This is a genomic window from Aquibacillus salsiterrae (genome assembly GCF_028416595.1).
Lineage (GTDB): Bacteria > Bacillota > Bacilli > Bacillales > Amphibacillaceae > Aquibacillus_A > Aquibacillus_A salsiterrae.
On record NZ_JAMQKC010000003.1, the window covers coordinates 341,032 to 365,510 of the forward strand.

Consider the following 24,479-nt stretch of genomic DNA (forward strand, 5'->3'; position numbering starts at 1 on the left):
GTTTTTACGTTACCCTTAATGGACAAAATGCACAAAAATCACGCGCATTCTCTCACCTCTTGTTACTTATTCTTTTATTCATCATCTACTACTAACTGTTTTTCAAATCTAGAAATATCCTTATCTGCACCGATAACAATTAAAATGTCCCCTTTATTTATAACTTCTGTTGCCATTGGCGATACATTAATTTCTTTTTTGTTTATTGGTTTGATTGCGACAACGTTACATCCGTATTGGGCACGAATATCGAGGTCAATCAATGTTTTTCCACTCATTCTCGCCCCAGCCTTCACCTCGACAATACTATGCTCATCAGAAAGCTCTAAATGGTCAAGAATGTTATTAGATATTATGCTATGCGCAATCCGTTTTCCCATATCTCGCTCCGGGTGGACGACTTGGTCTGCCCCAATTTTATTAAGTACCTTTTCATGGTAATCATTTTGAGCTTTTACAGTAATTTTCTTAATACCTAGCTCCTTTAGCATTAACGTTGTTAATATACTTGCCTGTATATTGTCACCGATAGCTACGATTACATGATCAATATTTCTTATTCCTAATTCTTTTAGAACCTTTTCGTCAGTTGCATCGGCGATGACGGCATGAGAAGCAATATTTTTAAATTCATTAACCTTATCTTCTTCTGTATCAATTGCTAGGACTTCCATTCCTTCACTGCTCAATTCCCTACAAATACTTCCGCCAAACCGTCCTAGACCAATAACAGCGAACTCTCTTTTCACGATTAATTCCTCCATATTCAAGAAACATTTGCTTTCACTAGTCTACCACAAGTTTATTACCAAATGGAATAGTAAAAAGCCCTTACCATACCATAGTACATAGTACGATAAAGGCTTTTTTGACTATAGAGCGTCAAGCATTTGGAATTGTGATTTGACTAAGTCGAAATATTCGCCCTTCTTAGCCATCAATTGCTGATGGTTCCCTTGCTCTAAAATACGACCATGTTCAAGCACAATAATGTTATCCGCTTCTCTTATTGTAGAAAGTCGGTGAGCAATCATGATTGCTGTTCTGCCTTTTAGCAGTGTTTTTAACGCTTTTTGTATTTTCACTTCTGTTTCTGTATCAATACTTGCTGTAGCCTCATCAAGAATTAAAATTCTCGGGTCTGCTAGTAGTGCACGAGCAAAGGATAATAACTGCCTTTCACCGGCTGACAGAATGTTACCCCTTTCCTCTACTTCTGTTTCATAACCTTTAGCTAACTTGGAAATGAACTCATCGGCCCCAACTACTTTAGCAGCCTCGATGACCTCTTCATCACTTGCCTCTGGTCTACCGAATCTGATATTTTCCATAATGGTACCAGAAAAAATAAAAGTATCTTGCAATACTACACTAATATTTTTTCGTAAACTGTCTAACTTCATGTCTCTAATATCATAGCCATCAATTTTAACTACACCACTAGTTGGATCATAAAAACGACTAATTAAGTTTGCGATTGTTGATTTACCTGACCCAGTGTGACCAACTAATGCAACTGTCTCCCCTTGCTTCATTTCTAAGGAAATTTCATGTAAGGCAATTCGGTCCTCATCGTAGGAGAACTGAACTTTATCAAACACGATATTCCCCTTCATATCTAAATATTCTAGAGCATTTTTCTTTTCTTCAACATTTGGCTGCTCATCCAGGAATTCAAAAATCCTTTCTGAAGAAGCCATGGCGACAAGTAGTTGATTGTATATTTGGCCAAGTCTTGAAATAGGCTCCCAGAACATACCTAAGAAAAAGGCAAAGGAAACAAATGTCCCAATTTCAATTTGTTCTGAAATGATTAAATTTGCCCCATAAGAAATTAAAATCACTGTACCAATGGCATTACTCATCTCCACAAATGGACCAAAATAAGCACTTTTTTTCATTGCGTTACGTTCTGTTTCATAATTGTCAGTATTTACACCATCAAAGAATTCAGTATTTTCTTGTTCCTGTGAAAACGATTGAGTGATTCGAATTCCTTGCATACTCTCATTCAGGTGTGAATTCAACCTTGATTTTTGAATTCGTACATCTTGCCAAGCACGACGAATGTTCCGACGTAACTTTGTAGATATATAAAACATAATCGGTAAAATGACTAATACAGCTAACGCTAGCGGTGGACTAAGAACAAACAAGATAACAACGATACCGACTAGCATAACTAAGTCCATCAATAAATTGATAATCCCATTCGTGAACAATTCTTGTAAAGAATTAACGTCATTTAAAATTCTAACAAGAATAGAGCCTGCAGACCGCTTATCAAAAAAGTTATGGGATAATCGTTGTACGTGAGAAAATAATGTTTTTCTTAAATCATAGATAACTCGTTGCCCAAGTATATTCACCCATTTAATCCTAAACATATTCGCAAGATAACTTACTAAATATAGCAGGGAAATCCCAATAACTAGTTGTGTTAATAAACCAACATCACGATTAGCTATCGCAACGTCAATAACAACTTTACCAATCAATATTGGTACAACTAAACGGATGATTGTCGAAATTAACATCACAAGCATCGCACCAGGTAAATATGTTTTTCTATAGGGCTTAATGTAGCCCAACAATCTTAACATTTGTTTCCAGTTAAAGGGTTTCTCTACTGCTGTGTCCAAAGGGTAATAAAACCGTTTCAAATGTGGACTTTCTTTTTTGGATAGGCGACTAGTTAATTGTTTAGCCATACTCTCTCCCCCTTTCATCAATTTGCAGTATTCATAATCGCTTGCTTATCCTGATATTGTATATCATAAATTCGTTGGTATGTTTTTCCATTATTGAGCAATTGCTCATGTTTACCGCGCTCCACTATTACTCCATTTTCAAGAACTAAAATTTCATCTGCATGTTTTAACGAGGATATTCGGTGGGCAATAATGAAAGTAGTTCTGTTTTTCATAACCTCTTTTAATGCCTTTTGAATTTTAAACTCTGTTTCCATATCAACTGCCGAAGTTGCATCATCTAAAATAAGTACACTTGGGTCAATTAAAATGGCACGTGCAATCGCAATTCGTTGCTTTTGACCACCAGACAGTCCCATTCCTCGTTCGCCGAGCATTGTGTCATATCCTTTTGGCATCTCCATAATAAAATCATGTGCTTGAGCTCTTTTTGCCGCATCAACGATTTGGTCCATTGATGCATTTGGATTACCGTAAGCAATATTTTCTTTGATTGTAGTAGAAAATAAAAAAGACTCTTGTAGAACGAAACCGATATGCTTTCTTAATTCTTTTAAGTTATATTCTGATGTTGGTACACCATCAATCAGCACTTCGCCAAGTTCTGGCTCATAAAAACGGGTAATTAATTGCGTAATACTTGTTTTACCCGATCCAGTTGGTCCAATTAGCCCAATAACCTTTCCTGGGGGTGCATCAAAGGAAATATTTCTTAATGCTGCATCGTCCTCAGTTGTATAACTTAGTGTAACGTTATTAAAAGTCACATGCCCTTTTAAGCAGGTAGGATATACGGGATTTTCTTGTTCAACAATATCTTCTTTCGCTTCTAAAATTTCTAACAGACGTTCGCCTGATGCTTTTGCCTGTGAGAACATGTTAACAATAAATCCTAATTGCATTAACGGCCCTAAAATATACGTTACTAAGCTAAAAAAGGCAACTAGCTCACCTAGTTGGAGTTGTTCTGTTATGACTAAATGACCACCATAAATAAGCAATGCCACCATACAAATGTTCCCGATGAACTCCATAAACGGAAAGTATTTTGCCCAAATGTTACTTGTTTCGATGTTAACTTCTCGGTAATTTCCATTATTGGTTGTAAACCTATCAATCTCATAATCTTCCTTAGATAGAGATTTTACCGTGTTCATTCCACTCACATTTTCTTGAATTCGTGTGTTCAATCTCCCAAGCGATTTTCTAATAGCCCTAAATGCTGGATGGACCTTTCGATCAAAACGATACACTACAACTGCCAAAAAAGGCATTGCTGCCATTGTAACAAGTGCTAAAGGTACCGAGTACCAAAACATAACGCTTAAACTAATGATAATTAATAAAGAGACTTTTAATAATTCCTTGAATCCAGCAGCAAGGAAGAATTTAAACCCTTCCACATCCATTGTTAAGCGGGACATTAAATCCCCGGTCCGAGCGTTATCGTAATAAGTAAAAGAAAGCCTTTGCAATTTTTTGTACAGACCATTTCTTAACGTGTAAACTGATTTAACACCAAATAAATCACCTAAGTACTGCTGCGAAAAGTTAGCAATTCCTTTAACAATCATAACGAAGATAAATCCAACAGCTAGATAGGGAATTAACCCATAATTTGAACCTAACACCACCTCATCAATTGTAATTTGCAAAATAATTGGATATAAGACAGTTATTCCTGTTACCAGCAACATAAAAATTAAGGAATAAAAGAAATATTTCTTAAATGGCCAGTAAAATTGTTTAAGCTTTTTAAAAGTTTCCAAACTGTCTCCCTCCTTAAGATGTTTTTTTACCGTATTAATTAATATATCGGGTTCCGAAATAAATTTCCACCCTTTTTACTTAACTTTCCGAAAAAAATTTATTGTACAAGTTGTCGGCAGTAAATGAGTAGATAAATTAATGTCAATGATTTGATTAATATGTCGATTTTCGCTTATTCTTATAGTGTATTTGTTATTAAGGTATGAAAAATAAAAACAAACAGGCTATATTTGAAAGGAGATTACAATACTTATGCCAGGAAACATACTAGACATTGATTTGGAGAGTTTTATTAAAACCGGTCTAGAAATTATTATCTTTCTCGTTGCTTACTTTATCGCATCACCAATTGGAAAAAAAATAATTACTTCCACACTTGCCAAAGCTAGTAATAGAGAGAATGTTTCTGCCGGGAGAATCAAGACGTTAGAGAAACTACTGATAAACTTATATTCCTATGCTCTATTCTTCATTTTAATTGTCACTATATTTGGAATCATTGGACTTCCTTTAGGTCCATTGTTAGCAGGTGCTGGGGTGCTTGGTCTGGCAATTGGATTTGGTGCACAAGGTTTAGTCAGCGATATAGTCACAGGTTTTTTTATTTTGTTGGAAAGACAAATTGAAGTTGATGAATTTGTTACTGTTGGTACCTATAGCGGCATTGTTGAGGAAGTAGGACTACGCACGACAAAAATTAGAGGATTTGATGGAACATTGCATTTTGTTCCCAATCGAGATATTTCCGGTGTTAGTAATCACTCCCGAGGGACAATGCGTGCTTTAGTAGATATCGGTATTAGTTATGATAACAGTGTAGACGAGGCCATGGCAGTGCTTCAAGAGGTTTGTGATGAATTTAGAAAGGATGAACGCTTCGTTGAAGGTCCAGACGTCCTTGGCGTTCAAGGATTTGGTGCATCGGACATTGTCCTTCGTGTTCTTGGCCGAACGGAAAACATGCAACAATTTGCAGCTGAAAGAGAAATGCGAAAGCGAATCAAAGAAAAATTTGATGAGGCCGGGATTGAGATTCCGTATCCACATCAAGTAAACGTCACTAAAGAAACAAAATAGTAATCTAAATGAAAGAAATCATCAAGGATGATTTCTTTCACTTTAAGTATTATTTTACTCTGTCTTGAACTTCTTTAACAACCTCATCTGCAGACATTCCTTCTGCATTAATAACTGAACCACTAAAGCTTGCTGTTTGGATTCCCATCACGTCTTTATCTTGTCCTGAAATTACACAGCAATCACATGAATTAGCATCTTGTTCATTTTTTAATTCAATTGTTTCATATCCTTTTTCTTCTAATGCACCTTTAACATTTGATAACGATTGCTCAATTCCAATACGCGCCAATTTACATCCTCCTCCTAAACATTCTTTCTTTTATCACTCTTAGGATGTCCCGGAGATATACTTTTTATTCAAGCTGAAATTACCATTTATCAGGAAGACATTTTACGAACAGTGGCGTCTACAAGTTGGACGCCTATTCCAATTGCACTTTCATCAGGTGCTAGTTTGCTATGGTGAAGTCCAAACGGTGAGTCAACACCAAGCCAGAACATGAAACCAGGCACTTCTTTTAACATATACCCAAAGTCTTCCCCAGTCATTGCTTCTTTTGCATCTTGAAACAGGTAGCCTTCTTCGTCAACAACTGTTCTAAACAAATCAACATAAGTTCCATCGTTATACACTTGGTAGTAATTCGCACCATAATCAATGGTTATCGTGCAATCGTGACTATACTCAAACCCTTTAGCAAACGCTTCTATTTCTCTTTTAATCGTACTGATCACCTGCGGCTGTAACGTCCTTATCGTCCCTTCTAGCCTTGCATTTTCTGCTATAACGTTTTGGACAAATCCTCCGTCTATTTTTCCAATCGATATCACAGCACTTTCAAGTGGGTCTATCCGTCTAGAGACAATTTGTTGAATTTGCGTTACAAAGGTACTTGCTGCAACAACCATATCTTTAGTGAGATGTGGATAAGCAGCATGTCCTCCTTTTCCTTTAAAGTCAATGAATAGCTCACTAGTATTAGCAAACAATAAACCACTTTTAGAAGAAACAGTTCCAACTGGAAGCTCTGGTGCAACATGTAATGCAAAAATAATATCAGGCTTCCAGTCCTGGAAAACTTCTGATTGAATCATTGGTAAGGCTCCCCCCGGCCCTTCCTCAGCGGGCTGAAAAATAAATAATACATCATCATTAATTGGAGCTTGTGCTAATCGTTCTAATGCACCTAACGCAATAGTCATATGAAAGTCGTGTCCACAGGCATGCATTTGCCCTAAGTGAGTGGAAGCAAAAGAAAAACCAGTTTCCTCTCTAATTGGTAATCCATCTATATCCGCACGATAACCAATTATCTGTTTCGGATTTTTCCCATTCACTTTGATGAAGATACCCGTTTTCCACGTTTTAATTGTTAAATGTTCTTGATTAAACTGTTTGACAGCTTTTAAAATATATTGCTGTGTTTGTTCTTCACAAAAGCCAAGTTCAGGAATTTGATGAAGATCTCTTCTAATTCCAATAAGTGTTTGTTCGTCCATTATTTCTCCTCCCAAAATAGGTTCAAGTCCCTTTAGCTATCGTAATTACAAAACAAAGCAGGAGAAAAAATCCCCCGCTTTGCGCAATAACTATCGAGTTGTTGTCCGATTAGGGACACAGTAATTGAAGCTTATTCTTCATCCAATTTTCTTAATGCTTGCATTATTTCTGTTTTTGATTTGGTTTTGTCATCAATTTCTTTAATAACTTTAGCAGGTGTTCCAGCAACAACCGTGTTTGCCGGAACATTTTTAGTTACAATTGCTCCAGCAGCAACTACTGCACCTTCTCCAACACGAACACCTTCAAGAATAACAGCATTCGCACCGATTACCACGCCATCCTCAATCACTACTGGGTCGGCAGACGGAGGCTCTATCACACCGGCAAGAACAGCACCAGCACCAACGTGACAATTCTTACCAACTGTAGCTCGTCCACCAAGTGTGGCATTCATATCAATCATCGTACCTTCTCCGATGACAGAACCTATATTTATCATTGCTCCCATCATAATCACTGCACCATCACCAATTTCAACTTGGTCACGGATTACAGCGCCAGGCTCTATCCGCGCATTTATCCCTTTTAGATCTAGCAAAGGAATAGCAGAATTTCTTCTATCATTCTCAACGACATAGTCCTCAATTTGACTTTCATATGTATGAAGTACGTCTTTAATTACTTTCCATTCCCCGAACAGGACACCCGATTCTTGCTCAACAAAAGCTTTAACAGCTTCTCCAAAATCAATTCGACCTAAATCTCTACCCTTAATATAAACCTTTACAGGAGTTGATTTTTTACTATTTGAAATAAACGAAATTATTTCATGTGCATCCATCATTTTCACATTTTTTCCTCCATTTTAACTTTAGTTAACTATTTATCTTTACTGTACCAAAAATGATTAAATCATGACAAGTATTAAACTGGGTTAAAGATAAATTAGCATAGAAAAAGCTCTAAACAATCGTGTCTAGAGCTTATGATTGATTATGCTTATTCACGTGAAGGTATTTATTCAACTGCTTTAAAATTGGTCTTCTTGTTAAAATCCCCTCAAAAAATCCTTCCTCGTCTATAACACATACAAACGGATAATTTATCACTGTTTTCAAACAGGTTAAAAAGTTATCACGCTTGTTTAAGCAAGGAATTTCAGCATTCATCACTTCACTTACCTTTACTTCTGACAGTTTTTCCATTTCAAATCTTTCTAAACCAAGGATTCGATTCAAAATGAGCGTTTTTCCAATAATTCCTTTAAATTTAAAGGAATTATCCAGAACAGGCACTGCTGAATAACCAGATTTGACAAGCACTAATAGCGCATGTTCTAACGGATTACCAACTTGCACATGTGCTACTTTATCAGAAGGTATCATTAGGTTTTCAGCATCTAAATCAAATAATTCAATTGGTTCTACACTCTTCATACCATCTACTCCTTTTACCCTGCAGTTGAAGGAGTTTTCACGCATCCAATAACCCATACATATTTTATCATACATCCAGACACAAAACCATGTATCATTATTAAATAAACTTTACAAAAACAAGACAAAAAAGCAATTATATCCATTTCATTTTTTGATTGATAGACGGTTTATTATAAAGGAATAATAGGACTATTCTAGATGAAAAGAGGAATGGCATGACAACTCATACATTTACAAGAAAAGAAGAAATCGTCCACGCAGTTACCCATGGAATTGGAGCTCTTTTTAGCCTCACTGCTTTAGTTCTTCTAATAACCTTTGCTAGCTTAGACGGAGATTTTTGGCATATTTTTTCAGCAACCGTATTTGGACTAACGATGTTACTTATGTATGTATCATCAACGATTGCTCATGGACTCAAGGAAGGAAAATGGAAAGATATTTTTCAAATATTTGACCATGCTGCTATTTACCTTTTTATAGCAGGATCATATACTCCTATACTGCTCGTGCCACTCAGAAATGAAATAGGGTGGACACTACTCGGGATTGTCTGGGGTATTGCACTGGTTGGGATCATTTTCAAAATATTTTTTGTCGAAAAGTTTTTGATTCTTTCCACTGTATTCTATGTATTAATGGGGTGGCTAATTGTATTCGTATGGGAACCACTTTCTGCGGCATTCCCTGCTACTGGGTTGTTGTATCTTGTAGTTGGTGGGTTATTATACACTGTTGGAGCTGTTTTCTATGTTTGGAGAAAATTTCATTATCACCACGCCGTATGGCATTTATTTGTCATTGCTGGGTCCATCTTTCATTTTTTTACTGTGTTTTATTATATTATTTAGGTTATCCTGCTAAACAACGCCACTTTAAACTACCAAACAATTGTCCACCACCAAAAGGAAAAACATGTTATAATTCAATCAAAGTACACAACTTGAAAGGTTTTTGCTAATGAAACGACGCACTTTTTTAAAAAAGCTTTTTTCTAGTACTCTCGGGTTACTTGGTCTTGGTGGTGGCACCTATTATTATGCTAGAGAAATTGAACCTGGGCTTTTAGCTGTCAGAAAGGATTTAATTAAATCCCCAAAAATAGCTGAAACTTTTCACAACTTTAAAATAGTTCAATTTAGTGATACACATATTGGATTTAACTATTCCCTTGAGCAGTTGTCAGATTTAGTTACTACTATAAATGAGCAAAATCCAGATATGGTCGTATTTACTGGAGATTTAGTGGATAAGCCCAACAATTATTCGTGGGGGAAGCAGTTGGTTCATATTCTTTCATCAATTATCGCTCCCTACGGAAAATATTGGGTTTATGGCAACCATGACCACGGGGGGTACGGAACTGATATAGTAAAAAAAACAATGCAGGACAGTGGGTTTCGTTTACTACAAAACAGTCATTCCACCATTAAGAAAGGGAACGACTCCTTTAACCTTATCGGTTTAGATGATGTATTACTAGGGAAACCAGATATTGAAACTGCTTTAGCTGGTATCGACGAGAAACTTTTCTCATTACTACTCGTTCATGAACCAGATTTTGCCGACCAGTCAAAAACGTATCCAATTGATGTTCAGTTATCCGGTCACAGTCATGGCGGACAAGTCCAAATACCATTTTTCGGGTACATTTACACTCCAGAATATGCTCAAATTTATGTGGAGGGTAACTATCAAATCGGAGAACGTCCACTATCTTTATTCGTAAGTAGAGGAATTGGTACGACACGGCTTCCCTATCGGTTTCTATGTAAACCTGAAATATCAGTATTCACCTTAAAAAATACGACTTCTTAATTCTTTTTGATTTAACTTGTTAAGAAATTGTCACTTATTCCTTATATAAAGGATAGTTTTTCTTGTTATCGAATGGTACAATAAGTGTCGGAAATTGGTGGATTTTGATTATAGATACTTCATATAACCTCCTGAGCGCAGAGTTTAATGATACGTTTGTTGATGGCCGTCAAACTTAGGACCCAGTGACACAATCAACTGTCTTTTAGTTAGTCTCTCCTGATGGTAACGTAATAAAGAAGGTATAAAAGAAGGAAAATGCACTAGAACAGGCGGTAAAGGATAATAAAATCTACCATTGCATCAAATCGATACACGTATGGTAATTACCTATAGAAGAGAGGAGGGATTATATGAGTGAACACGAAATTAACAATATCGACTCGATAGCAAAGGCACTATTTGTCGTTAATCGCCATGCAAAAACGGCACCAAACCCTCGTTATTTATACGATATGAAAAAAGAAGCGATTACAAAGTTAATCAAAGAGAAACATGCATTTAAAATTGGGCTACACTTTTCCGACCACCCCAAATTAAGTCATCAACACTCCACCGTCTTGGTTAAGGTAAGTGATTATTATTTTCACATTCTTCCTAGTAAAGAAGACTTCAAATTACTTAAACATTTAGGTAAAGTCGATAGCAATTATCGTAATCCTAAACCACAAATGTCTTTATCACATGCAAAAAAAATCTTATGTGAATTGCTAGGATGGTCTTACCCCCCTAAGTCGGAGCAAAAACAGACGTATACTTCTTATTTCACACCTTCTTCATTGGGACAAATGAGTGGACATCCTTATAACAAGCGAAAATGGAGATATTAGTCAATGCCTTTATAAGTATGAACGGAAGATTTTTTTACTTCCTTATCTGTGAAAAAAGCGTAGGCGCCAGAGTGGACGTAGCTACCTTAAACGTTATCGACATCAAGCAGATTTTATAACTTCTAACCAAAAACAAATGGAACGTAGTAATCACCCTACTACGTTCCATTTGTTTACCACCATTCCTCAATCATTACGAATTACAAGGTAGACGATAAGACCTAATACAGGAAAGATTAATGTCCCTATTAAAACAATTAATGCAAATTCACTGCTTTTCCCTCGTTGTTTCGCATCTTTATATGCCCATATACTCGTAATCACGTTAAAAAGGAAAATGGCAATTGCTATAAATAAAAACACAAAAATAAAGGAAAACAATCCCTTCCACCCCTCTTTATTATGTTATACGGCTAACCTTGGAAAAAGTTTCTCTATTTGCTTGATTTTGTATAAGGTCGTATTCCACAACCTCAATTAGCAAACTAGTAATGAAAACTAAAAACGGAACGAATCGTTCGTTCCGTTTAAATTGACTTTGACCGCTGTTGCTTAAAGTAAGAAATAGCACTTTGCACAAGATATGTGAGGAATAACCCGACCCCAAATAAGCTAATACCGAATGTTATGTTTGCCAATTGATTAACCGAGTTAGCATCGATCGTCCCTCTTACAATATAAAGGAAACCAAAAACGATTAAAAATAGGAAACTAGCAAGTAAATAATTAATTAATTTTGTCCATTCTAATATGACAAATAGCCTAATTAGCGGCTGTAATATAAAATAACAACCAATCACACCAGCCGCTCCAATAAAGTATTGCAGTAACTCATCTGTGATTCCAAGCGGGACTAACTGTGACGTATTGATTAACCAAAAGTTCATTTGTAGGAGCATGAATAAATTCAACCTTTCCACTATTTTTATAGGAAAAGTATTGACACTTTACTTTACACTTATACGAGAAGTTGGTTTTACAAATTCGAGTAACTGACTTTTCAATTTCTGTGCATCATTATATCCTTGGGTATACAATTCTTGCAATTTGTCTTTGTTATTTTCAATTCTACTCACATCAAGTGGTTTAATTGGACGAATGATTATAGCTTGGTTATTTGCTTCCATTTCTTCTAATTGTTTCATTGTTTCATTGTATTTTATGTGTCGTTTTTTTAATGCTTCGACGAAATGTGGATAGTCTTTTAATTTGCGATTAATATACCAAATGAATTTCATCGGCTTTTTGATGTATCCTTTGTTTCTAGTCAATACAACAATGTGCTTCTTGTTACCCGCTTGAATGGAGGGTGTTAACGGAATCGGGTCAGCTATTCCACCGTCCATCAAATGCTTCCCTTTATATTCTGTAATAGGAGCAAGGAGTGGTAAGGAACTAGATGCCCGGATGACCTGTAATAGATCCTCCTGCGTCTCAAAAAAGTCATAGTAAACCGGTTGACCAGTATGAACATCCGTAGCAGCTACTACGAATTCAATTGGATTTAAAGAAAAAGTAGTAAAGTCAAAAGGCACAAGCTTCTTTGGTAACGTGTTAAAAATAAAATCCATTCCAAACAATTCCTTAGAGCGTATTAACCTCTTGAATGAGATATATTCCGGATGGTCGCCGTAATCCACAATTACCTGATAATTTCTACCTCTTTGCTTGGCTACAAAGGAAGAGCCATTACCAGCTCCAGCAGAAGCACCTACTACTGTAGAGAAAGGCAGTTTTATGTCATGAAAAAAGTCTAATACCCCTGCTGTGTATGCCCCTCTCATTCCTCCACCCTCTAAGACAAGCCCTACGTTTTCCATTTTGTATACACTTCCTTACAATTAATTACAATTAGTTTATCCTATTTTACCCTAAGTGTGCGATGATTTCACTGTAAAATTTCCCGGAAAATAATAAGAAAAGCGTATGGCGCTAGACAGTTCTTGATTTCCTTCTTATCTTTAAACAAGACAAAGAGCGAACATTGCAAATACAATTATCGCTCTTTGTCATTAAAACCCCTACTATTCTATTTTGATATTCTTTGTGATGCATTTCTCACCTGTGGTATTATCTATTTATATACTTTGCTTTTTTTTGATGACGCTTTGAAGGTGTTTTTTCTCAAGCTGCTCTTCTAGTTTATTCATAGCGTTTTTATCGTTTAATAATTCTTGTTTATTTTTTGCAACGAGTTCTTCAAATGATAGTTTTCGTGTTCTCAACATCTTCACTCCTTAGTAGTCAATACGCTTACATTATACCCTTTTCTTATACCAACTAATCAAAATTGTTTGAACATTTTGTTAAATTTTTTGGAGGAATCTTACATTGGAATATTTAATTAATACAAACGTCAAAAATATTGAAATCTCAGGTATTCGCAAATTTTTCAATTTAGTTGCTGGCAAGGAGAATGTGCTTTCCCTAACGATTGGGCAACCTGATTTCCCTACACCAACACACGTTAAAACGGCTGCAAAACAAGCAATTGATGAAAATCGCACCACTTATACACACAATGCAGGTATTTTGCCGTTACGCCAAGCTATCGCAAATTTCGTTCATTCCAAATACAAACTTAATTATGAACCGGAAAATGAAGTGATTGTGACAATTGGCGCATCTCAAGCTATTGATATTACACTTCGCACCATTATATCTCCTGGTGATGAAGTTATTTTACCAGGCCCGGTGTATCCTGGATACGAACCATTAATAAAATTAGCAGGCGCAACTCCGGTGTATGTAGATACAAGAGATAATGGATTTAAACTGACTAGTGACCTTATAAGAAAACATATGACAAGTAAAACAAAGTGTATCATTTTACCATATCCGTCAAATCCAACCGGAGTAACTTTAACTGAGAAAGAGCTGCAAAACATTTCTACAGAACTTAAGGATGATGATGTGTTTATTCTTGCAGATGAGATTTATAGTGAACTTGTCTATGAACAAAACCATGTCTCCATTGGTACTTTTACTGATATAAAAGATAAAACTATTATCATAAACGGACTATCTAAATCGCATTCGATGACTGGCTTTAGAATTGGTTATGTTCTTGCCCCAAACTGGTTAGCAAAGCATATTCTTAAGGTCCACCAGTACAATGTTTCTTGCGCGTCATCTATCAGTCAATATGCAGCAATTGAAGCATTAACAACTGGTGCAAATGATGCAATCGAAATGAAACAAGACTATATGGAGCGAAGAGATTACGTCCATCAACGACTAACAGATATGGGTATTGAAGTTACTAAGCCTGCTGGGGCATTTTATTTTTTCTTTCAATTAGACCCAACAAAACCTTCTTTTGATTTAGCGATTGAACTAGTAAATCGAGTAGGTGTGGCGCTTGTACCTGGAGATTCCTTCTCGCACTATGGACAGGGGTATTTACGATTATCCTATGCATACAGTATGGATACATTAAGGGATGGGCTCGACCGAATCCAACAGTTTGTATCCTCTTGAGGCGTAAGTCAAGCCTCATAATGGCGCTTTTCCATGGAGAGGCTCAATTATTAGAAGTGTTTCTTGGTGCTAGACTAAGGCAGGCAGGATAGGTGTGGTGTTGCTGGATGGTATTTACAGTTGGATCTTTTTACGATTCTGATTATTCACCCGTAAAACTTCCTCCCTTGCCTACCAAGTAGATACGGAGATGCCATGTTTTTAGAGGCTAACTAGGTTTGGATTCTTGTGTTTTTATCAGAGACCGAAAATGAGGCGGTTTTTATGTACTATAAAAGAAATGAGCCATTCCGATATACATTTAAGAAACGAACACCTGCTGAGATATTACTCATAAGAGATAATCAAAGATTTGACATTCGGATCATTAATATTAGTCAAAATGGATTAAGACTCGAATCTAGTCACCAACTAACAAAGCATGATAAAATCATAGTTTCTTTTACTATAATTGACCAGAGGATTTGTGCAATTGGAGAAATAGTGTGGGTGAAAATCCGCGGGCGAAAATGTGAATGTGGCGTAACTTTAGATACAGACAATGTGTATAGAACTGAGTTAATAACCTTGTTAAAGCAATTAGCTAAAACAACTAGCTAGTTTTATCACTTTAACTATCAGCAATGATGGGAGTGATTCAGTGGTAAAAACAGGTGAAAAAAATAAATGGTTCCTATGGATAAAAATAATTCTACTTGGATTATTTATCGCACTCTTGCTTAGAACCTTTGTCTTTTCTACATCTCTGGTTCAAGGAGAAAGTATGTATCCTACTTTACAAAATGGTGATAGACTGCTCTTTAATAAACTTATTTATTTAACAGAAGAACCATCGCGAGGCGATATTGTAATTATTAAGCGTCCACTAAAGAACTATGTTAAACGAGTTATCGCCTTACCCAACGAAACAATTGAAGTAAAGGACCATGTTTTACGAATTGATGGTATTCCTTATAATCAAAATTTCCTTACTAAGTCCCAACAGATGCATTCGGCTAATTTCAGACCAATCAAGGTTCCACCGAATAGTTATTTCGTAATGGGTGACAACCGACCAATTAGCAGAGACAGTCGAAATGGGCTTGGGTTTGTATTTAAAGACGAGATTATCGGTAAATCAGAGTTAATCATTTTTCCTTTTTCAGAATGGTCAGTTACCCGGTAGCTGTATTAAGAAAAAGCGAAAGTCGTGCCTTACTAGACTAAGGCAGGCACAAGACAAGACCTGACGTGGTGTGGCGGTCTTTGCCACAGAAGGGATTGAACTTATGCCTCAGGCGGGCTAGCGCTTTGCTAGACAGCTCTTGGATCTATTTCTTATCTACTAAAAAAGATGTCCCAATTAGACATCTTTTTAATTTACTCATTTGAAAGGAAATCCTGGCGTCAGCAATATCATTGTTTGATATATACAATTTGGACAGGATTTAGAATTGCTCTTTATCCCCTATCAAAAATACTAAACCCCATAAAAGTCAGTAAAATTACGATGCTTATAATGGAAAACACTACATCTAACATCCTTGTCAGCTCCTTAGTTATTATATATGTACAATAAATTACCACAACTAATATACTTTTCTTATTTTATCAAAAAACTTGTAATTTTTCACTCCTTTTAAAAAGAAAAACCCCCTCCCATTATGGTAGACTATTAATTACTGGGCTGGCATGTTAATGTTTCACCCTAGATTTAGAAAAGGTTGGTGATGTTCATGCTACACTGTCCTTACTGTAGTGGATTTATAAAAGAAGAGGAAATTTACTGTGCTCAATGTGGCAAGAAAATTCCAGATGACATCGGAATGCGCTCTAGTAGACAAGCCAACCGATTATGGTTCCTTCCGTTTCTTATCCTATTGATAAGTTTGCTCAGTGTTGGAAGTTTTTATTTATATTTAGACAAAAAAGAAGAAAGAGCAAAGGAAAGCTATTCCACTGGTGAAAAATTTGTAGTAAATGGAAATTATCAACAAGCTTTAGATGCATTCAAACTGGCAGTGGAGCAAAAGGCTAATTTTCCAACGGCACAAGAAAATATAGCTTTCCTAGAAACGGCCATTGGGCTAAAAACTGATTTGAACAATGCAAATTCACTGACAAAAAAAAGTCAATATCAAGAGGCGCTCCAATTATTAAATAAAGCAGAGACAACCCTTAATAAATATGAAGGAGAAGCTGCGGAACAATTATTAGAGTTAATTAACAAGCAACGGCAATCCACTCAACTTGAGCAACTAGAAGAGAATTTAGCTAATGACCCAACTGTGGACCAGTTAAAAACGCTGTTGTGGGAGGCTGAATCAATAGGAGATGCACGAGCAGACTCCATCGCCAATACGATACGGAAACAAATTGTCTCGTTTGTGTTTTCTACTGCAAGTGAACAGCTAGCAAATAAAAACTTTACACACGCTCGAAATACTGTGGAAGATGGACTTCAATACGCTCCTGATTCTGAAAAGTTAATTAGTTTTAAAACAACCATAGAGAAGGAAAAAACTGCATTTGAAATTGCCCAACAAAAGCGGATTGAACAAGCAATTACTGCTGCTGAGGAAGAACGCCAAAAGAATAAAAATGATGCAGTAACATTGATTGACATCGAACTTGAACAAGACGAACAAGCAAATGTTGTTGTTAAAGGAAAAATAAGAAGTGTTGCCACAGTTCCTATTAACACCATTTCTGTAGAATACGTAATAACAGACGACCAAGATAATACGATGATAGAAAATGAAGTGTATGTATACCCTGAGACGCTATACCCTGAGGAAGAGGGTAAGTTTGAATATACACACTTTGATAAGAACGATAATATGAGTCAGTTAGATAAGGCTACAAATGTAAAGGTTAAGAAGATTAAATGGTTTCTAGACTGAAACTAGTGAGCGGAGTGGTTTCATGATTAAATCTCATAAAGTGTTATTTCCTATTACCTTAAGCATTATTCTAATCATACTCACTGTTTTGCTCATGGTAAGAATCAATATAAACTGGAAAGAAACACCTATCACCATCAAGAACACGTTAGCAATGGAGGCAACTACAGAGAAAAACAAAGACCTCCAAACAATCATACACGAATCCCAAAAAAATGTTGTTCAAATTGAAGCAACTGGGCAATTCAGCCAAAAAATCGGTTCTGGGTTCTTATACAACGATAAAGGGGATATCATTACAAACGCTCATGTTATCGAAGAAGCAGATTCCATTACAGTAAAACTAGCTAACGCAAAAACCTATCCCGCGGCTTTAGTTGGTAGTAGTAAAAAAAATGATGTGGCAGTCATTAGGGTACCTGAGTTAAGTAGTCAACCCCCTGTAGATATAGATGCACAATATAATGTCGAATTAGGCAATGATATTATCGCCTTAGGTAGCCCATTAGGATTTCAAAATTCAGTGAGTCTGGGCATTATTTCGGGTACTGACCGGACATTTAATATCGACGATTATGACTATTCTGACGTATATCAAATCTCAGCTTCCATTATACAGGGTAACAGTGGCGGGCCATTGATTGACCGCGCTACAGGTAAAGTGATCGCTATTAATGCTGCCGGCTCTGAGGAAGGAAGTATTGGCTTTAGCATTCCGATAAGTAGTGTGATTGAGCAAGTGAATAAGTGGTCAAAAGAAGCGGATTCCAAGGACTTAATATATGATACATCTTCACCAAATAAGATAAATCCAAAAGAAATGAAAAGTGATGCTAGCTATATAGCTAATTATTTCTTTGATAGTCTTGCAATCCGCGATTATTTAAATGCTTATGCACTTTTAGGAAGTGATTGGCAGACCAAAACAAATTATCAAGCCTTTCGTCAGGATTATCTGTATTTCGTTGATTTAAAAGTAGAAGAGCAATCCAATACTTTTAACGACAAAACTAAACAGGTTGATTTAGTCTATAACGTTCAAACAAAAGTGAAAAAACCGAACCAAGAGATAAAGGTTGAAATCTATACCTTCGAATTCTTAATCGGGAAAGAAAATGACCAATTGAAAATTTTAAATGGTGAAAGAAAACTCGCTGGCACTAAAGAAGAAGATCAGTAACGAAAATATCGGAACCTTTATCTAATTCATAGAAAGATAAAAAGAATGTCCTCTAAACGAGTGACATTCTTTTTATTTGTTAAACTCTATCTTTAAACTCATCTAACAACTCTTCGCCTTGATAACCCTCATCGATAAGTAACCTTAACGTCCGCTCAATTTGCCCTTTTTTCCGATCAATTAACGATCCTAAAAATAATACATTTATGTGCTCATCCATTTTATTTATCGATAAGATGGAACACATAAACGTCGCAGGTTGATTACTTGGCTTTGTAATTTTAGCCTGTAACATAAACTCCTCATTTTTCTCATTTAACTCATTGAAATATTTCGCATAATTTCGGTTCAGAAGCGCTTCAATAACCCAATGGTTTTTCTCATCTTCCCGGTCGATAATAAGGCCATCTACTAATGGGATGTTACTGACAATAATTTCTTCATTTTTGTCCTCAAGTAAGTCCAACGAAATAAGTTTAAAAGTCTTCATGGGATCTCCCTTCCCTTTTTATCTATTTTACCATCCCCTAGTAATTAGGAAAACTTTTTTTAAGCGCTAGACATCTGAAGGAAAGCAGTCGAATTCCTAGAAGCATTTCTTAATGCCAAGCCTTAGTCCCTCGAGGAGCTATATTCGGAGTAAAGATTCCCTGATTTTCATATTAAAAAGATGCAACAAGACTACCTCGCGCATTCTCCGCATTTTCTATCAATAAACATTGATTATTCAATGTTTTTATGTTATATTAAAATTTAAAAAAACAAAAGGAATGACGCTCATGGGAAGTCTAGAATTTATGGTACTACTCCTTGTATTTGGACTAAATACATTTTGGAGTCTGCTGAACTTTAAAAATAAAAAATACTTATTACAAGTTGTTTCAGGTATTGTAAGCATTACTGTCAGCGCCTTTTTCGCTTGGACAATTGGCCCACTTATGCTGGCAATTGGGGTTATCCAATTATTCATTGGGGCTATGAACTCACGTCCAAGTAAAACCTTTTGAAAAATTCTTAATCTTCTAGCAGTAACTGCAATTTATCCGCAATCGTTGTAAACACCGCAGAAATATTTCCACTTAAATCGAACTCCAAAAGAAATAACAGGTACTTAGGGGATATAAATCATGCGTTGATTTACTATCCCCTTTTTATCATTCCAGAAGAAGACCCCATCCTCATGGACGTATGATAAACGCCACTAATCCAAGCGGTAAGGTTGTTAAGTGGCGAGAGGGTTCAAAGTGGTCACTTATAAGGGGTAAGAAAAAAATCCGGGAGATGTATTACCTCTCCGCTTTTCTTCTAAAATAGGGTTACCATATCTCCTTGATAGGATTAGTTACGGCTAAAATGTGGAATATAACTATTTATAGAACAAATTAGGAGGCTTTTTGTATGTCACAAAGAGATAACGCTGACCTTAAATTAGGAAGGTACGACATTTTTTTTAAAAAACCCTATCAAATCTTGTATAATGTAAATGACCTTCTCATTGCTTTATGGTTTTTAGTTGGGAGTATTTTCTTTTTATTTGATGAATGGAAAAACGCTGGTGTATGGCTTTTTATCCTTGGAAGCGGTCAACTCGGTGTCAGACCGTTAATAAGAATCATCCATTCGATTCATTTAAATAAACATCTAAGAAATAAAAAACAAAAATAAATAATAATCAGGAGTGTTTGGATTTTATGCAAAATTTACTGCTGTTTTTTTTACTTGCCTTTTTACTTGCTGCGTGTTCCAACGAAACACCCGCTATAACAAAAGTAGAATCAGATGAAACGAATAAGGAACAAAGTCCCGTTTTAATTGAAAAGGAGAAAGAAAGTAAAAGCGATGAAGAAGTAGAAAGGTCAATTGAATTTAATTTACCTAAAGAGCAAGTTTTAATAAACCTTGATCAGGTAACCATTTTAAAACAGTATCTAGCGGGCATTACCAACAAACGCTTCGAAATAAATCAAATGCAATTATCTCAAGTCCTTGACTTTGAATCTTTATACTTATTACGTTTTTCCTGTAGACAGGATACGTGCTCTTATCTTTTACTAGACCAAGATGGTGATGGTCGGTCCTTCTTGTTAGAAGACTTAACTAAATTAGACAAAATACAAACCAGTTCGGACAAAGAAAAACTTTTGTTCACATTCAATCGTGTGGAGGATGAAATTGAAAATCCGTCAACAAAATTACTTGTCATGGATTTAGCTAGTTGGAAACCAGTTCCTTTAGTGAACGAGCAATTCAATGGTAATCTTAATACGTATCAAACAAATATAGCTAATGCAGAGTGGAAAAATGACAATACTTTATCAATTAAATTGGAAAATACAGCAGTTGCACCACCCAAAGAGAATAACAAAACGGAAGACGGCACAACAATCGAAATTAATTTAGAGAATATGAAGTAAGGAGAATCACCATCATGAATAATCAAATTGAAACATTACTTTCTCACCGTTCAATCAGAAAGTTTACAAAGAAGAAACTTTCAAATGAGCAAATTCAGACGATATTACAAGCAGCAAGCATGGCTTCAACCTCTAGCTATATGATGGCCTACACCATAATTGGGGTTACTGATGAAATAAAAAAAGAAAAATTAGCTTCCATTTCCGGCCAACCTTATGTGAAAGAAAACGGTCATTTGCTAATATTCTGTGCAGATCTTAATCGTAATACATTATTCGCCGATCAAACAGACCTTGAAAAAATGAAGGTTAATTTAGAAAATACAGAACACTTTTTAGTTGCTACTATTGACGCTTCGCTCGCAGCCCAAAACGCAGCCATTGCAGCAGAAGCGTTAGGACTTGGCATTTGTTATTTAGGCAGTATTCGAAATAACATTGAAGAAGTAGATCGTTTGTTGAATTTACCCAATTATGTCATTCCCTTATTCGGCATGGCTATCGGTGAACCTGATTACTCTCCTGAAAAAAAACCGCGATTACCAATTGATGCTTTTTACTCTGAAAATAGTTATATGGACGAGAAGGTTACCGAAAAGTCATTAAATGATTTTGATCAGACAATAGCATCTTATTATCAATCTCGATCATCTAATAATCGAAATGATTTTTGGACTGACCAGATGAAACGCAAATTAATCAAACCAAACAGAGAAGATGTCGGCCCTTATACAAAAACAAAAAAACTTAACAAAAGTTAACTTTAAACCTCCCGATCCCCTACCACATATAATAAGGCATGAAAAAATACATTAAAAACTAAGAAAAGCGCAGGGTGCCGGAGCTAGACAGCTCTTGGATTTTTTGTACTTTCTTATCTTGTTAAAAAAGGAAGAAACGTTTAATCATGAACGTTTCTTCCTTTTTTAAGTTTCAAGCAATTTTTGCTATGTATATTATTGTATATCATTAGCAAACCTATAAATGTTTCAAAATAAAAAAAATACTTATTGGGGTGTCAGCATGAAACATTTTTTCATCGGTTTATTAGCCCTGTCCTTTTCTTTTATGACTTTATCAGGATGTACTTCGAACGAAGAAGACAATCGCCTATCACTTCGTGGTCCAACAGAAGATATAACAAAGATAAGTAATCCTAGTACACCTGACCAATCACTGACGAATAAGGCTAAAGAACTTTTACGAACACAGGATGAAGTAACTGCTGTACGAGGAATAAATATAGACAATCAATTAGTCTTGGCAATTAATGTTAAACAAATTAATCAGTTTACAGAACGTAAATTAGAAAAAAAACTTAAAAAAGAATTAGAAAACATATACGAAGGGGTCACTGTAGACGTATCATCAGATCAAAAAATTTTCATTGAACTTGACAAACTAGAAAAAAAACTACAAAACACTACTTACGATAAACAGCAATTACAAAAGCAATACAACGACATCAAAAACTTAATCGATGATGAAGCTTAACAAGTGAGGGTAGTCTATGACAAAGAAGAATAACAATCTTTCCAAACAACAAAAGGAATATCAAACATTTGAAAAACAAAGAGAGACAAAAAGACCAGTAGTTAAAAATTGTATAAAAGCATTCTTAATCGGAGGATCAATCTGTACAATCGGTCAAGCAATCTCCACTTTTTACATGTATTACTTTAATTTCACTGAACAAACTGTCGGGAATCCAACAGTTGCAACTCTAATTTTTATTACGATGTTACTTACTGGATTTGGGGTGTATGACCATATCGCACAAGTTGCGGGTGCAGGAACAGCAGTCCCTGTAACAGGGTTTGGTAACGCGGTAATCTCAGCAGCAATTGAACATAGAACTGAGGGATATGTGTTAGGTGTTGGCGGAAACATGTTTAAACTAGCTGGTTCTGTCATTCTTTTTGGTGTGTTTTCTTCCTTTGTTATTGCTTTAATTAAAACAATCCTAATGCAGTGGGGTGGATTTTGATGTTGAACGGACAACGAACATGGATATTCGAAAATCAGCCGGTAATCATTTCTACCGGAACAGTTGGTGGCCCTTTTGAGGCAAATGGGAATATCCCTCAAGATTTTGATTTACTCCATGATGACTTATGGATGGGACAAGACTCATTTGAGAAAGCTCACACTTTACTAATGGATGAAGCGAGTCAAAAAGCAATGGAAAAAGCAAACATATCCAAAGACCAGGTACAGTTTTTTCTTGGTGGTGATTTAATAAACCAAATAACTCCAACTAGTTTCGCAGCTAGAAAATTAGGGTCTCCATATCTCGGATTGTTCGGCGCATGCTCAACGTCGATGGAAGGTCTTGCTTTGAGTGCATTTTTAGTTGATAAAAAAGGGGCAAACTATTGTCTAACTGGCGCTGCTAGCCACAATGCTGCCGTCGAAAAACAATTCCGTTACCCTACAGAGTACGGCGGCCAAAAACCACCAACAGCACAATGGACAGTAACAGGTGCTGGCTGTGCTTTAGTTAGTGATACAGGTGTTGGTCCAAAAGTCACCTCAGCAACAATTGGTAAAGTAGTTGATATGGGCCTAACTGATCCTTTTAATATGGGAGGAGCAATGGCACCAGCAGCAGTAGATACGATTGAGGCTCATTTGAAAGAAAGAGGCGTAGATGCATCGTATTATGATTTAATCATAACAGGAGACCTTGCTAAAGTCGGCAGAGACATAGCATTAGACTTATTCAAGAAAAATAATACGAATATAAAAGAGGAGCAATTTGTTGATTGCGGCCTAACCATTTATAAAAGCGACCAACCTGTTCTAGCTGGTGCGAGTGGAGCAGGTTGTTCTGCAACTGTTACGTACGGGCATTTTTTAAATAGAATGAAACAAGGTGAATTAAATCGTATTTTAGTAGTCGCAACAGGGGCACTACTGTCACCATTAACCACACAACAAAAGGAAAGCATTCCGTGTATAGCTCATGCAGTTTCAATTGAAAATGGAGGGTGATTCTAATGGTTTTTCTTTGGGCTTTCCTAATAGGAGGGTTGATTTGTGTTATTGGGCAAATTATGTTTGATGTCTTTAAATTAAGCCCTGGACACACACTAAGTACATTAGTAGTTGTAGGTGCCATTCTTGGCGGCTTAGGAATTTATGACAACTTAATTGATTTTGCTGGTGCTGGTGCAACCGTACCAATTACAAGCTTTGGAAATTCCCTTGTTGGAGGCGCAATGGATGAAGCAGAACAACACGGCCTTATAGGTGTTGTTACCGGAATGTTTAAGATGACTAGTTCAGGAATTACCTCAGCAATAATTTTCGGCATGATAGGTGCCCTTCTTTTTAAACCAAAAGGATAAGTAAAGCGCAAGTCGCGCCTT

Annotated in this window: 29 protein-coding genes and 1 pseudogene; 17 read left to right on the forward strand and 13 right to left on the reverse strand. The window is 36.1% G+C overall.

All coding sequences use genetic code 11. The features are described 5' to 3' along the window. Window positions 1-74 precede the first annotated feature (74 nt). The 4 genes and pseudogenes from NC799_RS06350 to NC799_RS18400 form a co-directional block, all read right to left on the reverse strand. Window positions 75-749, reverse strand: a complete 675-nt coding sequence (locus NC799_RS06350) for a potassium channel family protein (protein ID WP_272445539.1) — start codon at window positions 747-749, stop codon at window positions 75-77. A 123-nt stretch (window positions 750-872) separates the two neighbouring features. Then, window positions 873-2,711, reverse strand: a complete 1,839-nt coding sequence (locus NC799_RS06355) for an ABC transporter ATP-binding protein (RefSeq protein WP_272445540.1) — start codon at window positions 2,709-2,711, stop codon at window positions 873-875. 17 nt (window positions 2,712-2,728) lie between these two features. Beyond that, window positions 2,729-3,613: an ABC transporter ATP-binding protein gene (locus NC799_RS18395; RefSeq protein WP_417006670.1), complete on the reverse strand. Its 885-nt coding sequence runs from the start codon at window positions 3,611-3,613 to the stop codon at window positions 2,729-2,731. 12 nt (window positions 3,614-3,625) lie between these two features. Continuing rightward, window positions 3,626-4,480 (reverse strand): annotated as a pseudogene (locus NC799_RS18400) (ABC transporter transmembrane domain-containing protein); the annotation flags it as partial. A gap of 253 nt (window positions 4,481-4,733) precedes the next feature. Here NC799_RS18400 and NC799_RS06365 point away from each other — a divergent pair. Then, a complete protein-coding gene (locus tag NC799_RS06365; protein ID WP_272445542.1) occupies window positions 4,734-5,558 on the forward strand; it encodes a mechanosensitive ion channel family protein in 825 nt (274 codons plus the stop codon). Between the two features lie 49 nt (window positions 5,559-5,607). On the opposite strand, the gene NC799_RS06370 is transcribed toward NC799_RS06365, so the two are convergent. The 4 genes from NC799_RS06370 to cbpB all read right to left on the reverse strand — a co-directional run bounded on the left by NC799_RS06370 (window position 5,608) and on the right by cbpB (window position 8,501). Next, window positions 5,608-5,850 (reverse strand): YkuS family protein, encoded by a 243-nt coding sequence (locus tag NC799_RS06370; RefSeq protein ID WP_272445543.1) that lies wholly within the window; start codon window positions 5,848-5,850, stop codon window positions 5,608-5,610. A gap of 89 nt (window positions 5,851-5,939) precedes the next feature. Further along, window positions 5,940-7,061, reverse strand: coding sequence for an N-acetyldiaminopimelate deacetylase (locus NC799_RS06375; RefSeq protein WP_272445544.1), 1,122 nt, complete (start codon window positions 7,059-7,061; stop codon window positions 5,940-5,942). A 131-nt stretch (window positions 7,062-7,192) separates the two neighbouring features. Continuing rightward, entirely contained in the window at window positions 7,193-7,915 is a 723-nt protein-coding gene (gene dapD / locus NC799_RS06380; RefSeq protein WP_272445545.1) for a 2,3,4,5-tetrahydropyridine-2,6-dicarboxylate N-acetyltransferase, read from the reverse strand. Window positions 7,916-8,048: 133 nt separating this feature from the next. Next, on the reverse strand, window positions 8,049-8,501 hold the full coding sequence (gene cbpB / locus NC799_RS06385; RefSeq protein WP_272445546.1) for a cyclic-di-AMP-binding protein CbpB: 453 nt from the start codon (window positions 8,499-8,501) through the stop codon (window positions 8,049-8,051). Between the two features lie 218 nt (window positions 8,502-8,719). Between cbpB and trhA the strand changes: the two genes are divergently transcribed. The 3 genes from trhA (at window position 8,720) to NC799_RS06400 (ending at window position 11,152) form a co-directional block, all read left to right on the forward strand. Next, window positions 8,720-9,355 (forward strand): PAQR family membrane homeostasis protein TrhA, encoded by a 636-nt coding sequence (gene trhA / locus NC799_RS06390; RefSeq protein WP_272445547.1) that lies wholly within the window; start codon window positions 8,720-8,722, stop codon window positions 9,353-9,355. Between the two features lie 109 nt (window positions 9,356-9,464). Next, window positions 9,465-10,322 (forward strand): metallophosphoesterase, encoded by an 858-nt coding sequence (locus NC799_RS06395; protein ID WP_272445548.1) that lies wholly within the window; start codon window positions 9,465-9,467, stop codon window positions 10,320-10,322. A 353-nt stretch (window positions 10,323-10,675) separates the two neighbouring features. Continuing rightward, a complete protein-coding gene (locus NC799_RS06400; protein ID WP_272445549.1) occupies window positions 10,676-11,152 on the forward strand; it encodes a YkyB family protein in 477 nt (158 codons plus the stop codon). Window positions 11,153-11,338: 186 nt separating this feature from the next. Here the strand turns inward: NC799_RS06400 and NC799_RS06405 are convergent, their stop codons facing one another. From NC799_RS06405 to NC799_RS06420, 4 genes are all read right to left on the reverse strand, one after another. Continuing rightward, window positions 11,339-11,533: a hypothetical protein gene (locus tag NC799_RS06405; RefSeq protein ID WP_272445550.1), complete on the reverse strand. Its 195-nt coding sequence runs from the start codon at window positions 11,531-11,533 to the stop codon at window positions 11,339-11,341. Between the two features lie 146 nt (window positions 11,534-11,679). Continuing rightward, window positions 11,680-12,051 carry a hypothetical protein gene (locus NC799_RS06410; protein WP_272445551.1) on the reverse strand — a complete coding sequence of 124 codons (372 nt, stop codon included), beginning with the start codon at window positions 12,049-12,051 and terminating at the stop codon, window positions 11,680-11,682. A 48-nt stretch (window positions 12,052-12,099) separates the two neighbouring features. Continuing rightward, window positions 12,100-12,972: a patatin-like phospholipase family protein gene (locus NC799_RS06415; RefSeq protein WP_272445552.1), complete on the reverse strand. Its 873-nt coding sequence runs from the start codon at window positions 12,970-12,972 to the stop codon at window positions 12,100-12,102. 258 nt (window positions 12,973-13,230) lie between these two features. Further along, complete coding sequence (locus NC799_RS06420) at window positions 13,231-13,380, reverse strand: FbpB family small basic protein (protein ID WP_272445553.1); 150 nt, start codon at window positions 13,378-13,380, stop codon at window positions 13,231-13,233. Between the two features lie 103 nt (window positions 13,381-13,483). Between NC799_RS06420 and NC799_RS06425 the strand changes: the two genes are divergently transcribed. The 5 genes from NC799_RS06425 to NC799_RS06445 all read left to right on the forward strand — a co-directional run bounded on the left by NC799_RS06425 (window position 13,484) and on the right by NC799_RS06445 (window position 18,694). Next, window positions 13,484-14,632 (forward strand): aminotransferase A, encoded by a 1,149-nt coding sequence (locus NC799_RS06425; RefSeq protein WP_272445554.1) that lies wholly within the window; start codon window positions 13,484-13,486, stop codon window positions 14,630-14,632. Window positions 14,633-14,896: 264 nt separating this feature from the next. Continuing rightward, window positions 14,897-15,232, forward strand: a complete 336-nt coding sequence (locus NC799_RS06430) for a PilZ domain-containing protein (protein WP_272445555.1) — start codon at window positions 14,897-14,899, stop codon at window positions 15,230-15,232. Window positions 15,233-15,272: 40 nt separating this feature from the next. Next, complete coding sequence (gene lepB, locus NC799_RS06435) at window positions 15,273-15,797, forward strand: signal peptidase I (RefSeq protein ID WP_272445556.1); 525 nt, start codon at window positions 15,273-15,275, stop codon at window positions 15,795-15,797. A 550-nt stretch (window positions 15,798-16,347) separates the two neighbouring features. After that, the gene (locus NC799_RS06440; protein WP_272445557.1) at window positions 16,348-17,514 is read left to right on the forward strand and encodes a tetratricopeptide repeat protein; all 1,167 of its coding nucleotides are present in this window, start codon (window positions 16,348-16,350) and stop codon (window positions 17,512-17,514) included. 22 nt (window positions 17,515-17,536) lie between these two features. After that, entirely contained in the window at window positions 17,537-18,694 is a 1,158-nt protein-coding gene (locus NC799_RS06445) for a S1C family serine protease (protein ID WP_272445558.1), read from the forward strand. A gap of 79 nt (window positions 18,695-18,773) precedes the next feature. Here the strand turns inward: NC799_RS06445 and NC799_RS06450 are convergent, their stop codons facing one another. Then, the gene (locus tag NC799_RS06450) at window positions 18,774-19,184 is read right to left on the reverse strand and encodes a YwpF-like family protein (protein WP_272445559.1); all 411 of its coding nucleotides are present in this window, start codon (window positions 19,182-19,184) and stop codon (window positions 18,774-18,776) included. A 289-nt stretch (window positions 19,185-19,473) separates the two neighbouring features. Between NC799_RS06450 and NC799_RS06455 the strand changes: the two genes are divergently transcribed. The 8 genes from NC799_RS06455 (at window position 19,474) to spoVAE (ending at window position 24,458) form a co-directional block, all read left to right on the forward strand. Continuing rightward, window positions 19,474-19,701, forward strand: coding sequence for a hypothetical protein (locus NC799_RS06455; RefSeq protein ID WP_272445560.1), 228 nt, complete (start codon window positions 19,474-19,476; stop codon window positions 19,699-19,701). A 391-nt stretch (window positions 19,702-20,092) separates the two neighbouring features. After that, the gene (locus tag NC799_RS06460) at window positions 20,093-20,359 is read left to right on the forward strand and encodes a YrhK family protein (RefSeq protein ID WP_272445561.1); all 267 of its coding nucleotides are present in this window, start codon (window positions 20,093-20,095) and stop codon (window positions 20,357-20,359) included. A gap of 26 nt (window positions 20,360-20,385) precedes the next feature. Then, the gene (locus tag NC799_RS06465) at window positions 20,386-21,108 is read left to right on the forward strand and encodes a hypothetical protein (RefSeq protein WP_272445562.1); all 723 of its coding nucleotides are present in this window, start codon (window positions 20,386-20,388) and stop codon (window positions 21,106-21,108) included. A gap of 14 nt (window positions 21,109-21,122) precedes the next feature. After that, complete coding sequence (gene nfsA, locus NC799_RS06470; RefSeq protein ID WP_272445563.1) at window positions 21,123-21,869, forward strand: oxygen-insensitive NADPH nitroreductase; 747 nt, start codon at window positions 21,123-21,125, stop codon at window positions 21,867-21,869. Between the two features lie 262 nt (window positions 21,870-22,131). Then, the gene (locus tag NC799_RS06475; RefSeq protein WP_272445564.1) at window positions 22,132-22,602 is read left to right on the forward strand and encodes a hypothetical protein; all 471 of its coding nucleotides are present in this window, start codon (window positions 22,132-22,134) and stop codon (window positions 22,600-22,602) included. A 16-nt stretch (window positions 22,603-22,618) separates the two neighbouring features. Then, a complete protein-coding gene (gene spoVAC / locus NC799_RS06480; protein WP_272445565.1) occupies window positions 22,619-23,095 on the forward strand; it encodes a stage V sporulation protein AC in 477 nt (158 codons plus the stop codon). Further along, a complete protein-coding gene (gene spoVAD / locus NC799_RS06485) occupies window positions 23,095-24,102 on the forward strand; it encodes a stage V sporulation protein AD (protein WP_272445566.1) in 1,008 nt (335 codons plus the stop codon). Before spoVAC ends, spoVAD begins: the two co-directional genes overlap by 1 nt. A gap of 5 nt (window positions 24,103-24,107) precedes the next feature. Further along, window positions 24,108-24,458: a stage V sporulation protein AE gene (gene spoVAE, locus NC799_RS06490; RefSeq protein ID WP_272445567.1), complete on the forward strand. Its 351-nt coding sequence runs from the start codon at window positions 24,108-24,110 to the stop codon at window positions 24,456-24,458. Window positions 24,459-24,479 lie beyond the last annotated feature (21 nt).